The sequence below is a fragment of the Pseudarthrobacter sp. 05T312 genome (assembly GCF_056396685.1).
Genome location: NZ_JBFTLY010000003.1, coordinates 18,102 through 31,911, shown reverse-complemented (window position 1 = coordinate 31,911; position 13,810 = coordinate 18,102). Strand labels below are relative to the sequence as shown.

The 13,810-nt window shown below is 68.5% G+C and carries 12 protein-coding genes; 1 reads left to right on the top strand and 11 read right to left on the bottom strand.

Features of this window, described 5'->3' with window-relative positions:
* Positions 1–29 precede the first annotated feature (29 nt).
* The 10 genes from mobL to AC1DIP_RS06055 form a co-directional block, all read right to left on the bottom strand.
* Entirely contained in the window at positions 30–2,306 is a 2,277-nt protein-coding gene (gene mobL / locus AC1DIP_RS06100; RefSeq protein WP_477733229.1) for a relaxase MobL, read from the bottom strand.
* Positions 2,307–2,400: 94 nt separating this feature from the next.
* Positions 2,401–3,417 (bottom strand): hypothetical protein, encoded by a 1,017-nt coding sequence (locus AC1DIP_RS06095; protein ID WP_477733228.1) that lies wholly within the window; start codon positions 3,415–3,417, stop codon positions 2,401–2,403.
* A complete protein-coding gene (locus AC1DIP_RS06090) occupies positions 3,417–3,953 on the bottom strand; it encodes a hypothetical protein (protein WP_477733227.1) in 537 nt (178 codons plus the stop codon). Before AC1DIP_RS06090 ends, AC1DIP_RS06095 begins: the two co-directional genes overlap by 1 nt.
* A 57-nt stretch (positions 3,954–4,010) precedes the next feature.
* Entirely contained in the window at positions 4,011–4,742 is a 732-nt protein-coding gene (locus tag AC1DIP_RS06085; RefSeq protein ID WP_477733226.1) for a hypothetical protein, read from the bottom strand.
* Positions 4,739–5,545: a hypothetical protein gene (locus tag AC1DIP_RS06080; protein WP_477733225.1), complete on the bottom strand. Its 807-nt coding sequence runs from the start codon at positions 5,543–5,545 to the stop codon at positions 4,739–4,741. The genes AC1DIP_RS06085 and AC1DIP_RS06080 overlap by 4 nt, the downstream gene beginning before the upstream one ends.
* Before the next feature lie 73 nt (positions 5,546–5,618).
* A complete protein-coding gene (locus AC1DIP_RS06075) occupies positions 5,619–6,341 on the bottom strand; it encodes a hypothetical protein (RefSeq protein WP_477733224.1) in 723 nt (240 codons plus the stop codon).
* Positions 6,341–7,315 carry a hypothetical protein gene (locus AC1DIP_RS06070; RefSeq protein WP_477733223.1) on the bottom strand — a complete coding sequence of 325 codons (975 nt, stop codon included), beginning with the start codon at positions 7,313–7,315 and terminating at the stop codon, positions 6,341–6,343. Before AC1DIP_RS06070 ends, AC1DIP_RS06075 begins: the two co-directional genes overlap by 1 nt.
* Before the next feature lie 133 nt (positions 7,316–7,448).
* Positions 7,449–9,740 carry a phage tail tip lysozyme gene (locus AC1DIP_RS06065; RefSeq protein WP_477733222.1) on the bottom strand — a complete coding sequence of 764 codons (2,292 nt, stop codon included), beginning with the start codon at positions 9,738–9,740 and terminating at the stop codon, positions 7,449–7,451.
* Positions 9,741–9,798: 58 nt separating this feature from the next.
* Positions 9,799–11,100, bottom strand: a complete 1,302-nt coding sequence (locus AC1DIP_RS06060; RefSeq protein ID WP_477733221.1) for a hypothetical protein — start codon at positions 11,098–11,100, stop codon at positions 9,799–9,801.
* Positions 11,101–11,272: 172 nt separating this feature from the next.
* Positions 11,273–11,656, bottom strand: a complete 384-nt coding sequence (locus tag AC1DIP_RS06055; protein WP_056387364.1) for a hypothetical protein — start codon at positions 11,654–11,656, stop codon at positions 11,273–11,275.
* 442 nt (positions 11,657–12,098) lie between these two features.
* Between AC1DIP_RS06055 and AC1DIP_RS06050 the strand changes: the two genes are divergently transcribed.
* Positions 12,099–12,590, top strand: coding sequence for a helix-turn-helix domain-containing protein (locus AC1DIP_RS06050; protein ID WP_142938930.1), 492 nt, complete (start codon positions 12,099–12,101; stop codon positions 12,588–12,590).
* Here AC1DIP_RS06050 and AC1DIP_RS06045 read toward each other — a convergent pair.
* Positions 12,571–13,743: a hypothetical protein gene (locus tag AC1DIP_RS06045; protein ID WP_477733220.1), complete on the bottom strand. Its 1,173-nt coding sequence runs from the start codon at positions 13,741–13,743 to the stop codon at positions 12,571–12,573. The genes AC1DIP_RS06050 and AC1DIP_RS06045 overlap by 20 nt on opposite strands.
* Positions 13,744–13,810: the final 67 nt, after the last annotated feature.

Genomic DNA, 13,810 nt, shown 5'->3' with positions numbered 1-13,810 from the left:
CCATTCGAATGATCTTTCGACTCGTGTTCCTACTCGTGCTGGATGCCGTCGGACCGGCCTGCCGGCTCCTGCTCGTGGCCGGGGAGGACCCCGGCACCAGCCACCGCGGCGTCGACCCGCTGCTGGACACGCACCACCAGGCCGGCGTCGAGCGAGTGGGCCTTCGAACGGCGCATCCGGGCCGCCTGTTCCTGCTCTTCGCGCAGCGCCGCGATCCTCGAACGCAGAACCGGCCGCGTGGAGCCGTCCTCCACCGGAACCAGTTCCCGCGAGACCCGGGTCATCGCGGCGATGTCGTCGACAGGGAGGTCGGCGATCGCCTCGGACTGGCCTGACTGGTCGAGGTACTCCATGGCCGCCAGCAGCAGCCGGCGGCGTTCGGCCGCGGCTGCGGTGAACTCCCGCCGGGCCCGCTCGCCGATCTCGACATCGGCCACGAAGTCGTAGCCCAGGTGATGGAGGTCCAGTGCCTTGACCTCGTCGAAGGGGTGCACCGTCCCGGTCTCGATCGACAGCTGGGTGGAGACCTCCGGATCCCCGCCGGCGACGGCGCGGCGCTGGTCAGCAGGACCGGCGACGAGCACCAGCCCCGAGTCGGCCAGGTCGGTGCGCAGCTCCTGGAGCCGTTCGTCGTAGACCTGCTTCATCGTCTCGATGCGCGCGTCCAGCACCGCCCGTCCGGCCTTGCCCGCGGTCAGGTGCCGTCCGCCGGGCTGGCCGTAGATCTCGCGGCCCATCTCCTCGGCCTGGTCGGCGTCCTTCATCCGCTGCAGCGAGGCGTCCTGGCGCAGCGCCATCAGCGAGAGCAGGCGCTGGCCGTACGCGGCGACCTCCTGCTGCTGGGCGTACCACTGGCTGGCGTCGCCGACAAACGGCAGGAAGTGCTGGTACTTGCTCATCACCCGCCGGTGCCAGTCCTCTTCGTAGCGGTAGAAGTCGTAGAGCGGCCGGGAGTCCTCTACGGCCACTTCGGCCTTCTCGGCACGCTCCCATTGCCGGGCCAGGTCGCGGTAGGCGCTGGCCTTGGACTTGTGATGCTGCAGGCGGGAGGCATAGCTGCGCAGCCGGAAGCCGAAGGAGACGACATCGTCCTCCGAGCTGCCGTGCTGCTGCTGGCGCTCTGCGGCCAGGGCGGCCATCTCGGCGTAGTCCATACCCATCACCTCAAGCATCGGCGTACGCACCCGCAGCTCCTCCTCGGGCAGGGCGCGCAGCATCTGGTAGACCCCGTTGACCGCCCGCTCGGTGATCTGGTTGCGGCCCGCGTCGACCAGGCGCTGCCACGCGTCGGTGGGCAGGCCCTCGGCCTCGCGGCGCTGATTGGCGTACTCCACGACCCTCTCCATTGCCGCCGGCAGCGGAGAGCCCGGCCGCTCCAGCTGCTCGGCCACCAGCTCGGAGACCAGACGGTTGGCTTTGCGCATCCGCAGATCGTTGGTTCCGGCGCGCCACAGCGAGCGGTCGGCGGGCAGGCAGGCCAGCAGGAACTGGGGGAGGGCCTCTGAGCGCATGCGCTCGTGTGCCCAGCGCTTGATGAAGGTCGTCACGTTCCTGCGCTCGTAACCGACGGCGCTGGACAGGTGCGCGACGACCTGCTTCTCGTCCAGCCAGGCGTCCACGCCGCGCCGCAACCGGGACTTGTGCCGATCCAGAAGCTTGCCCCGCTGGGTGCCGTCCTTGGCCAGGTGGCCGTGTCCGGCGTCGACCATCGCCAGGTGGCAGTGGACGTGCTCGGTGTCGACCTGGATCACGCCGACGTAGCGCAGGTCGTCGAAACCGCTCGTGCCCGAGCTCATCCGCTCCAGCCCGTGCATGATCGCCATCCGCAGCTTCATCTGGTCGATGTGGCCGCGGTAGTCCCCGCGGCCTTCGCAGTGAAAGTCCTCGCCGACGATGCGGTGCCGTTTCAGGTATTCCTCATCGAAGGAGAGCACGGTCTTCAGCACCGTCTTGCCGCTCTCGAAGTGCTTCTGGATGTCCCGGGACGCAGCCCGCAGCTGCTCGTCGGAGAGCGACACTGAGCCGTAGCCGAAGGCCACGCCGCCATCGCCCTGGGCCTGGCGCATTGTCGTCTTGGCCTCGACCCTGCTCGTCCCGGCGCGCTCGACCGCGCTCTCGCGGGCCATGTAGCGCAGGATGAAGTCGTCCGTGCGCAGCCGCTGGATCGGCGCGAGCGACTCAGTCGCCTGCTCGCGCGCCATGTACCGGGTGACGTAGTCGCCGGGGGTGCCGCCCCGGGACCCCTTGCCGCCGGGCAGCGGCACACTGAACTCGTTGACGATGACCACTGACTGCTTCAGGCCCATCCCGCCTCATCCCTCCGTCGTGTGAATGCACAGAACCCCGGCCGCCGTCCTCCAGCGACCGGGGCCCGTCCTGACTGCTCTGCCCGCCTCGGCCTCAGCGGCCCAGACCGTGCCCGTCTTCCTCGCCGAAGTCGAGGTCGGCGGCGCGGCGGGAGGCCTCGCGCTTGCGCTCCTCGAGCGTCGGCGCGGGCACCTCCTGCCCGGTGGCCTCCTCATCCAGACCAAAGTCCAGATCGTGGGTCGCGCCGGCATCCGGCTCCGCGTCCGCAGGGGCGGCAGTATCCTCCGGTCCGTCCAGGTGCAGGGCCGGGGCCACACGCTGGTGGTACAGGTGCTCGGGCGTGCCCTCAGTGCGCTCCAGCTCAGCCTGATACTGCTCGCGCTCCGCGGTGATCTCGGCCTCGACCGCCAGCAACTGCGCGGTGACGCCCTCGGCAGCCGGCTGCTGCGCCTCCGGCCGCTGGAGGTTCTCCGCCTGCGCGACCAAGTCGAGCTCGTCCTCGCTGAACAGCGAGTTGATCGCGTCGGAGCGGGCCCGCAGGCCCCGCTGGTCGACGACGGACTCAACCGGACCATGACCATCCTTGGAGCGATCAGCGAAGTAGGCCGCCAGATCGTACTCGGTGGAGGCCAGGTCGATCTCGAGATCGGCGATGCGGTGCACGTTCATGAAGACCACGGGGGCATCGGCCTGGTCCCCGGACGGGGTGAGCACGAGGGCATCCACCCTGGCGGGCAGCTCCCACTCGATCCCCGTGAGCTGGTCGGGCACGGTGAACGAAGGGCTGAAGTAGCCCTTGGCCGCCAGTGCGACCAGCTGCTCGTCGTCGAACTCGTAGAAGGCGTCGACCTTCTCGCCCTGGCCGTGCGAGTAGGTCACCTGGGTGATCCCGTACGGCAGCGGCTCGGCGGGAGTGATCGAGCGCAGCTCGCCCACGACGTGCAGGTAGGGCCGGTAGTTCTCCTCCTTGCCGCGGTGCTTGAGCTCGACAGAGTCGACCAGCACCCCGATCTGGGCATCGAGGCCGTCGTAGCGGTGCGCCTGCACGCCACGCTCCCGCAGGGCCCGGTCGGCCCACACGTCGTTCATCATCAGTCCAGCAGTGCGCATCAGTTGCTCCTCTTCCGGTTGGTCTTCTTGCTCGGGCGGGGGGTCCTGGGGGCGGCGGTGGCCGGGGCCAGCGCCGGGGTGCGGGCGTCGCGCACAGCCTGGATCCGGCAGGTGGACCAGCGCCACATCCCGCGCATCGCAGCGATCTCCGCGGCGGCCAGCAACAGGACCACAAACAGCAGCGGGGCGATCCACATCGCGACGGTCCCGGCCATGGTCAGGTCGCCGCTTGCTGCGCCCGACTGCCGGTGCAGCCACGCGCCGAGCATCGGGATCACGACCATCGCAGTCATCGAGGCCAGCACGTAGTCGGCGATGAGCACGACCGAGCGGAAGAACACCGCCCAGATCAGCACCGGCGACCCGCCGGAGCCCTTCCCGGGGGCCAGGCGGCGCAGCGCGCCGGCCAGCTTCGAAGGGCCACGCCCGGCCTTCGGCTTGACCGGGGCCTTCTCGACGGGGACTGCAGTGGCAGCCTCCACCCGGGCTTCGTGCTCGGTCGCGCTGCCGGTCTTGTCCAGAGTCTGGATCGTCATTCGTCTCGTCCTTCGTGGTTGTCGTGTCGTGTCGTGTCTGTGCGGGTGTCCCGCCGGTCAGCCGCTGTGGCTGGGTCCGGGGCTGGCGGTATCGGCCGGTGAAGCAGAGGCAGGTGGCCTCTGCGCGGCAAGCTGGTCCCGCGTCCGGCCCGAGGCCCGGTACGCTTCGAACGAGGCGACCGTGCCGTCCTGTCCGGTGGCGAAGGTGAAGACCACGTACTCACTTTTGGCCGTGGACTTGCCGTCGGCGGACACCGGGTCCAGGCGCGCCACTCCGATGTAGGAGTAGTCCAGGCCCTTCACCGCGGCAACGTCGACGTCGAAGTCGGCCAGCTGGTACGCCGTCCCCGCGCCCTTTCCGGCACCGGTCGCTGCCATCCACTCCGGGATGAACTCGGTGAGGGTCCGGGACAAGGTCCCGAGAAACCCGTACCGGGCGTCGAGGGCGGCCTGCGTCTCCTTGACGGTCCGCGAGGCGGCCGAAGAATCCGTCAGGCTCAGCAGCACCGAGCGCACTGCGGCCCGGTCCCGGTCGGCCCGCTCGGCATCCATCCCCGGCAGGGCAGCCAGCAACCGGGCATGGTTGGTCTCAAGTGCCGCCTGCGCGTCCTCCTGCTTGCCCTGGAGCTGGACGATGAGCTGGTCGGCCTTGGCGTCGGCGTCCGCCGAACCGTCGGCCAGCAGCGCCGGGGCCAGAGAGAGCAGCGACAGCGCCAGCAGCGTTCCGGTGCTGCAGACCAGGACCTTCCCGGCCCTCGCGCGCACCCAGTCCTTCACGTCCTCGATCACGGTGCCTTCACCTCCTGCCGCAGGGCCTCGCCCGTGGTCGTCGTTCCGGTCTGGACCCCGGAGAAGCTCTTGCGGGTCATGTCGTAGTCAGCCCGGGCCCAGGCCAGTACCGCCGGGGCCTGCCCGGCCGCCGGGCGGGTCTGCACCGCCAACCAGGTGACCCGGATCGTGCCGTCCACCTCGACCGAGTAAGGGTGCTGGGCGACCCACTTGAAGCCGGAGTCGAAGCTCATCGGAATCTCGTTGCCCGCGGCGACGTCCTTGTCGGAGGCCAGCAGGTACCAGGGTTGGAGAGTGGCCTGCCCGACGTCGGGGGCGAAGTACGGGGTGAGGTTCCGGCGCGTCGGCTCGGCGGCAGCCTGGTCCAGCGTCCCGCCCGAGTCCGCCACCGAGGGTGTCAGGTAGCGGTACTCGTTCTGCAACCGGGCGATCTGTTCCGCAGCTCCCTGTGCCGTGACCAGGGCGCGGTCAGCGTCCTTGGCCTCCGGGAGGGCGTCGGTGCGCACCTCGGCGGTGCGGATCTGCTCGCGCAGGGAGACGATCTGCTGAGCCTTGTCGTGGCTGACGGTGGCCTCGCCACCAGAGAGACCTGCGCCGACCAGGAAGCAGAGCAGCGCAGCTGCCCCCGTGCACACCCCGCCGATGGCCGCCCTGCGGCTCATCAGCGCACCCGGGACATTTCCGTCCCCAGTGGGGTCGGCGTCGCCCGGTGCCGCACCGGCGTCCGGCGCGGCCACGAAGCGGGTCTTGCGGACAGGCTTGTCAGCCTGCACATCCGACTCGCCGATCTTTGTCGATGCCATTGCCCCTCAACTCGCTCTTCGTCTCGAATACCAGTACAACTCTATCAAGAAGATGAGTCGAAAGGGAGTCGGATCATCTGGAATGACGAGTCGAACCGCCAGTGGGAATGGCGGACAGGCCAGAGACCTTCCCTTGCGCGTCGACGGTGAGGTACACCAGCACGGTCCGGTACGACTTGACCCGGTCCGGTGCCACCTTGTTCTGGGACACCGCATCGGAGGTAGCCGCCACCTCGATCTGCACGGCATACGTGTACTCGTCCGCGGTGACCTTCACGACCTCGAGGTCCGCGTCGGCATTGACCGCCGAGTTCAGCCCTTGGGTGTCGATGTAGTAGTAGCGCTTGCCCGCGGCGTCTTCGTTGAAGCGCGCCGGCGGCATGAACTGCTTCAGGAACTGCTCGTCCTCGGACAGGTGGTAGCGCTCTTTCAGGTCCCGGCGAGCGGCCTCGTAGGCCTGGCCGGAGTCCCAGGTGAATGCCGTCTTCACCAGGCGGTCCACGATCTGCGTGTCGTCGTGGATCCGGCTCTGGCTCACGCCGAGCGACTGCATGACATCCTGCTCGACCTGCTCGGACTTCGCGGTCCCGACCGAGGCAAGCTGGCCCTGAAGGCCCGTGATCGTCTGCTGCTGCTGATCCAGTGCACTGCGCTGGGACCCCCATGTCAGGCCGGTCACCGTCACGGCGGTAACCAGCAGTACCGCGACCCCGACCACCAGGGCGTTGCGCCGCATGAAGCCCGGTTCCGGCGCTGCCGTTTCGTCCGTGCCGTCAATCTGCTGCTCCTGCATCATCAGCCCTCTCCGCTTCCGTTGCCCGTCGTCGATTCGCCCTGCTGGTGCTCCGCGCCGGCGGCGGTCACCACGACCTTGAGATCCGCGAAAGTCGCGGCCTTCCCGTCGTAGGAGTAGGCCGCGTTCGCCCACGCCAGCACCTGTCCACCCGCGGTGTCCCGGCACAGCCAGATCACCCGCGCCGTGCGCGTGGTGCCCGTGGCGTCCTGGGTGGCGAGGTCCGGCATTACTGACTCGACCGACCAGGCGTACGCTCCGGGCGAGGAAGCCTTCAAACCCTCGTAGCGCACGTACCAGGGGAACCGCGGGTCGATCTGCGTGCTCGGGTCGAACGGCGTCACAGAGGTCCAGGAGTAGGCCCCCTTCTCGTCGGCCAGGAACGAGCGCGGGCTGAACAGGGGTGCCAGCGTCCGGCGGTGCTCGGCGATCTGCAGTGTCGCCGCGTTCGGCGTACCGTTGCCCGCATTGGGCTGTGTCGCCGCCTCGTGGTGCAGCTGCGCGAAGCGCTGCTGGGCCTCCGCGACCTTCTGGGCGTCCTTTGCGGCTGCCTCCATCAGCCGCGTCATCTTTCCGGGCAGATCCGGGGCGACCGGAGTGCTCCTGGCATCCTCGATCTGGACCTGGAGCGCGGAGATCCGGTCGGCGTTGGCCGCGTGCTCCACCTCGAATCCCTTGCCGCTCACTCCCGCGGCCGCCGCGAGCCCGAGGATCGCCACGCCCATTGCGGCGCTCAAAACCAGGCGCGTCCGCCGCGCCGACTCCTCCGGAGTGCGTGCCTGCCGCTCTCCGCGCCGCTCGGAGCGCCAGCCCTCGAAGCGGGCCTCGAGTTCGACCCCGCTGACCCGCCTGCGGGTGGCGGGGGCCTTCAGCTTCTTCGGCGCGCCGTCCTCGTCCTTGACCGTGTCCCCGGCCCTGCCACGCGCATCATCGTCCGCACTCGTCACGATGCCCGCCCTTTCTCGCGTTGTCCTCATATATGACTCCAAGTCTATCTGTAATGGTCATTCAATAACGAGTCTGCCCCATTCGACAGGTCACTGCGCACGGATCGGGACGCAGAAAGGGCCGGTGCCCGGATCGTCCGGACACCGGCCCTGCTTCCGCCGGCTACGCCGGCAGGTTGCCGCCCGTGGTGATGAGCTCCGTGACGTCGACGAACACCCACCCCTCGGACTTCATCCGCTCCGCACTGTCAACGCGAACGCGGCCCATGAACGCGCAGTAGCCGGCCTCACCGAGGATGACCTTGTCGCCCTGCACGCCCAGCACCACGAGGGTGTGGCCCGCGGACCCCGTGCCCGGCCCGGAACCGACCGAGTACGCCGTCGGCGTACTCGAGACCTGCTTGCCCGTCATGGACGCGATCGCGTGGGCTGTCTGGATGCCGTCGCCCGGCGGGTACTGCTGGAACGAGGTGTACTTGTTCATGAAGTAGACCGAGAACGACACGCAGTTCATGGCGTGGTTGTCGCCGCAGGAGCCCGGTCCGCCAGCGCCGTACTTGTCGTCCAGGAACTTGTCGCCCTCCTGGTTGTACAGGTCGATCAGCTGCCGGGCCTGCTCCTCGTTCATGCCGCCGTCGACGAGGCTGCCCGGGCGCACCTTGGTGTCGCTGTCGCAGTTGCCGAAGATGGAGCGGATCCCGCTGCCGACCGTGTCGACAATGCCGCCCACGATGTCCTGGACCCCGCCCACGACCGAGGTGTCGACGGTCCAGCCGCTCATCTTGCCGAACCACATCTCGGCGTCGGCCTTACGCTCCTGCAGCTGTGAAGCGTTGTCGGCCGAGCGCTCCCACTTGTCGTGGAAGTGCAGTGCAGCAGCAGAGGGAGAGCCCTGCGAGGTCTTGATCATGTCCTTGAACACGGCCACGTCCCCCGGGCTGTCGCCCTCCGCCATGAATGCCAGCTGGGCCTTGATGGTGTACCAGTCCAGGTTCTTGGACTTGGCATAATCCAGGAGCATCGTGGTGCGCCCGTTCGACCACTGGCCCAGACCGATGCCGCCGTGCGACTGGCCGGGGATGTGCGTGAAGTTCCCGTCCCAGGCGGTCTGCTTGCGCGGGCCGATCTGGTAGGGCTCGTTGTAGATGCCTTCCACACTGGTGGGGTCCACGCCCGACTCCTGCGACCAGTTGCCCAGGATGCCCGCGATGTTCTCCTCGGGCATACCCCAGGTCTTCAGCACGGAGTAGACCGCCCGGGCGTTCGCCTCGGTGTTCGCCGGGACGTCAGCGCCTGGGCCGTTGCGGCTGACATTGACGATGCAGTTGGTCATGGTCGAGCCGCGGCCGCCATCGAGGCCGGCCTGGTCGAGCACACCCGTGAGGACCGTGCTGAGCACAGCCACCGCGGCAACGGCCGCAGCCACCCCGGATGCGGCCGTGGCCACCGGGGCGACGGTGGCCGTCACGGTGACCCCGAACACGGCTCCTGCCGCCTTGCCGACCAGCCCGACCAGTGCGATGAACGGTGCGGCGATGGTGTGCCCGACCGCCTTGGCGATCCCAAGGATGAAACCCCAGATCATGCTGGCCGCGTTGGCGGCCATCGCGAGCATCGCGAAGAACATGGTCTTGAGCCACTTCAGGAAGGCCATGACCATGAGAAGCCCCGCAGCCGGGGGAGCGGCCGCCGCGGTGCCGCCGACGGTGACACCCCTGGCGGTCTTGGACAGCAGCTGGCCGTCCTTCTCCTTCTGCGAGGTCCGCTCGTAGCCGGTGCCCCCGGCACCGAGCCGCTTGTCGGCAGGCTCGGCGTCCGGACCTCCGCCGGTGACCTTGGACGCACCGTCGACAGCATCCTTGCCGGTCTCCAGGCCCACATTCTTGGCAGCGCCGACCGCTGCCCCGGGCAGCGCGCCGACACCGCCGGCGGCGGCTCCGGCCTGGGCCCCGGCGACAGCTCCCGAGGCAGCCGCTCCCGCGTACCGGCCGGCACCGCGGCGGACCGCGCTGCTGCCGTCACCCTCGACCGCCTTGCGGGCAGCTCCCCCGGCCGCCCCGGCGGCGACACCGTCGAGGCTCTTGGCAGCCTTGGCAGCCTTGCTGGTCTTGCTGGCTGTGTCGGCCGCACGTGCGGCCTTGCCAGCGGCAGCCCCTGCGTCCGGGGCCGGTGCGGCTCCCAGGTGCTTCGACCCGCGGCCCGCAGGCGTCGGGTCCACGGGCTGCGGCGCGGGGGAGGCCCCCGGGGTTTTCGGCAGGCCCTTGGCTGCATCCCCGGACGGGGAAGGAGCGGAGGCCGCTCCGGTACGGGGCCCGGCGCGGCGTTCGCCGGACCCCTCACGACGAGGGGGCTGCGACTCCTCCTTCGCACCCCCGTCGGCGGACCTGCGGTCCCCGCGGGGCGATGCAGCGCGCCGGGCCGGGTCATCCCGCCGCGCCGGCTTGTCGATGGCCATAAGCTTGTCCTTTCCGGCTCGATGCCTGGGTGGTGACTGCCCGCTCCGTGGAGCGCGCTCAGTGATAGACGGTCAGGAAGTCCCCGGCCGAGTTCGCAGTGCTGTTGGACTGCACATCGCGCAGCTTCACGTCCAGGCCGAGCAGCTCGAGCAGAAGCCCGGACTGGTACTCCGACTTGGCCTTGCCGTAGTCCTGGTAGGCCTGGGAGAGGTTGTTCATCACGTTCGTGAGCGGGCGCATCGTCACATCGGAGGACCGGTAGTCCTTCTTCAGGTCGGTGCCGTCGGAGAGGACCCACTTCATGTCCGAGACCTGCTGGCTCGTGCTGTCGCTGCCCTCGGCGCGCTTGTCGGCGAGGAACTGCACATAGCCCTTCCCGGCGGGCACGAGCGTGTCGAGGTAGCCGTCATAGACGTTGCCCGCGCGCCAGTTGAAGTCGAACCCGCCGGGCACGACATGGCCCGTCTTCAGCTCGAGCGTCGCCTTCCCGTCCTTGGCCTCGGCCGCCGAGGCACCAGCCACCTGATCACCTGCGATGGAGGTCGGAACGGCCGGCGGACGGAGGAAAAGCCCATCGACCTTGGTGGTCGCCAGGTCGGAGGTGTACGACTCGACCTGCTTCAGGCTCGTGCGCATCGCGAGCAGCTTCTGGTCGAGCTTGTCCCGCGTCTGCTGCTCCTGGGTCTTCAGCACGACGTCGTAATAGGCCCGGGCCGGGTCGAAGCTGGCCGCGTCCAGGGCCGGGATGTCCGTGGTGCGCGACGCACCCGGGTTGATGATCACGCGCCACTGGTCGTACTTCTTGAAGCTCGAGTCGCCCACGACCTCGTCATCCCTGCTCTGCTGCCGCTCGTCGTAGGTCAGCTCGGCGTTCGCGCGGACGGTCAGGTTGAGCACCTGCCGGTCGAAGGGCCGGTCCGCGTCCAGGAGGACCCCGACGTAACCGGTCGAGCCGAAGACGTGGAAGGTGCCCCTGATTCCGCTGGTGCTGACCTTCTCGGTCTGCAGCTTGTCGTTGGTGCCCAGCAGGAAGGCCTGGTAGTCCGCCGCGTTGTACGAGATCGCCGCGCTGGCGGGGAAGTGCATCATGACCAGTGCCCTGTTGCCGGTGTGATTGGTGTAGACCCCGTCGACCGTGCCCTTGAGCTGGGTCTTCGAGGAGGTGAACTCGGTGTTGTAGAGCGCGGTGTGCGACACCGCGTCGCTGCCCGCCTTGAAGGCGGCGGCACCCGAGCCGGCCACCACGACCAGCCCCATCACAGCGAAGATGCCGAAGAACACCCCGAAGCGCTCGATTGCGTGGTGCGAGTCGAGCTTGAACCGCTTGCCGAAGGCCAGCGCCTTGTCCTTGATCCCCATGTCCGTTCCCGTTCGTCCTGTTCCTTGCTCTGCCTGTCCTGCTCGTCGTCAGCGCCGTCGTCCGACCCCGGAAACGACGCACCGGGCCGGTTGAGGCCTGGTGACCTCAACCGGCCCGGTGCGGTCCGTCGACGCTTTGTGTGCCCGGCCGTTGATTCCTGCCGCGCCGGGCTTAGCCCAGGACGCCGCTGGTCAGTACGTGGCTGACCGTCTGCACGAGGACCGAGCCGCCGCCGAGGTCCTCGAGGGTCTTCTGGCCGCCGGAGCCGATGGTGTTGATCAGCGACCACCCGCCGGTGCCGAGCGCGCCGCCGACCAGGATGAGCAGGGCGATGGTGCCCCAGCCCTGCTGCTGGCCCGCGGACTGCGGGGTAGCCATCAGCTTCTTGATCAGGAGCACGCCGCCCCAGACCAGTCCGACCGCACCCAGGAGCATGAGCAGCAGCCCGCCCCAGAGCTGGATCTGGGACTTCGCGTTCTCCAGGAAGCTCGTCAGATCCCAGGCCGCGGTGGGCAGGGCGACCCGCTCGAGTGCCGCCTCGTAAATCTTCGTCATGGTTCTTTCCTCTCGCCTATCGAATGGTCGCTTGCATGACATGTGTCACGAGGCGACTGGCACAACCGATTCGCCTAGACAGAGCACAGCGCCCTATCAATGGTCTCTCCCGATGCGACGTGACTCCCCGTAGAGCGGGACGAAATGCCTGCAATCATGCGGCCGACCCCTCTCTAGGGACTCGTATACGTGCACATCTTCAGTGACCAATCTACATCATTCGAGTCATCAGTCATAGTCATATCAGTGACGAGTCGGATACGAGTCCGGAATGTGCTCGAAGACCAGCGCAAACGGGGTGTCGGCGGTAGGACTGACGTTCTGCTCGAAAACGTGTAGATTTCACATGACGGGGCGCGCGGTGTGCGGCTCCGGCACGGCCCGGCATACGCTTCTTGCTGAGCCCTTCGCGCCCATGTACCCGACCAGGAGCCCAAACCAGATGAACGCCTTGCCCGGAGACCTCTTCGCCCGCCGACTGCGACAGGAGAGGGAACGCCTGGGCATCAGCCAGGCTGAGCTGGCCCGCAGGATTGCCGAGATCCTCGGAACGAACGTCGACCCTTCGGCGGTGACCCGGATAGAGCAGCAAATCCGCGCCGTCCGCCTGGACGAGGCGGTCGCCGCCTCCAAGGCCCTGGACGTCCCCCTGGCGATCCTGGTCGCCGAGGATCCGGAGGCAGAGAGTGAGGCCCAGCTGCAGCAGTACCTCGCCGACCTCGCAGCGGCCCAGCGCGAGTGGGAGAAGAACAGGCTGGAGGTGCTGCGGCTCTCCAAGGCCATTCAAGTGCTCGGCGGCGGCGCTCAACTCAAAGGTGTCGTCGACTTCCGCCTCCTGGAAAGCATCGACGCCCGCGTCCCGGTCGAGGAGGACGACCAGCACGGGCACCGGGTTGCCCCCGGCATCGAGGGGTCTACAACCCCAGACGCATGACGCTGTTGCGTGCCGCAGGATTGAACTCGCGGTCGTAGACGTCTACCGTCGCTGCCCGGCTCCACCGGCCAGCGCGCATGATCTCCTCTGTGCTCGCACCGTTGCGCCGCGCCTGGGTTACGTGCCCGGCCCGCAGCGAGTGGAAGCCGTAGGCAGCAGGGTTCATCCCGGCCTCGACCATGCGCGAGAGCAGCATCGTGTGCAGCGCGTCGCCGCTCACCGCCCGAGCATGGATCCGGGCGTCCTTCCTGTTGCGGTACGTTGCCCGGAGCAGGGGCGCGCCCGAGGCCAGGTCGGCGCTGCTGATGAGCGCCGTTGAGCCGGCGGCCCCGCAGACGTGCTCCTCGAGACCGTACGAGAACAGCTGCTGCATGATCCCGCGACGCCGTGTGCGCGCATCGTCCTGCCGGGCGAACCCGAGCAGCACAACCCAACGGTGCACCGCACACGGGGGACAGGATGCCGGCGAGCTCCCGAACGGCAGCACGACCACGTCCGGCAGCGCGTTCTCCGGGTCGGCCTTCGAGGCCCCCACATGAACGTGGACACCATCGACCGGGTGCAGCTCGAGCCGGTTCAGCGTCAAAGCCGCCGCCTCGCTCCTGCGCAGGGCCCCTGCGAACCCGAGCCACACCGCCAGGGCGTCCCTGGTGGCTGACACGCCTGCCGGATATGTGTCGTGCTCCATCACCGCGATGATCCGGACCACGTCGTCCAGAAGCAGAGGGCGCTTGCGCCGGGGCCTGGTGGCCCGCAGCTTGGCCAGCCCGCGCACGAGATCCACCACGCCGCGGTGGGCCGTGGGATCCAGAAGCCCGCCGCGCAGGTGCCTCTCGCCGATACCGGCCAGGCGCTGGCGGATCGTCGCGACGGAGAACCGGGGGAGCCCGTCGTCATCGAGCTGCGTGGACATCCAGGCGACGTACCAGCGCACGGTCTCCGGATGCGCAGGCAGCGCCTCCAGTCCGTGGCCGGTACAGAAGTCATCAAAGGCACGCCACGCCGTGGCATAGGCGCGCCGGGTGGCAGCAGACAGCGTGTGTCCTTCCAAAGACCGCGAAATTTCTTCGAGCTCGCGCAGCTCGTCGTCCACCTCCGGTTCAGGTGGGACGGTGGGAGCGCTGAGCGCTGCGAGCCTCACCTGTACTGCCATGACTCCAGTCTCGACTCACTGGCCGGAGAATCCAAGTCGCAATGGTCTGTCAGTGGCGATTCCCCAT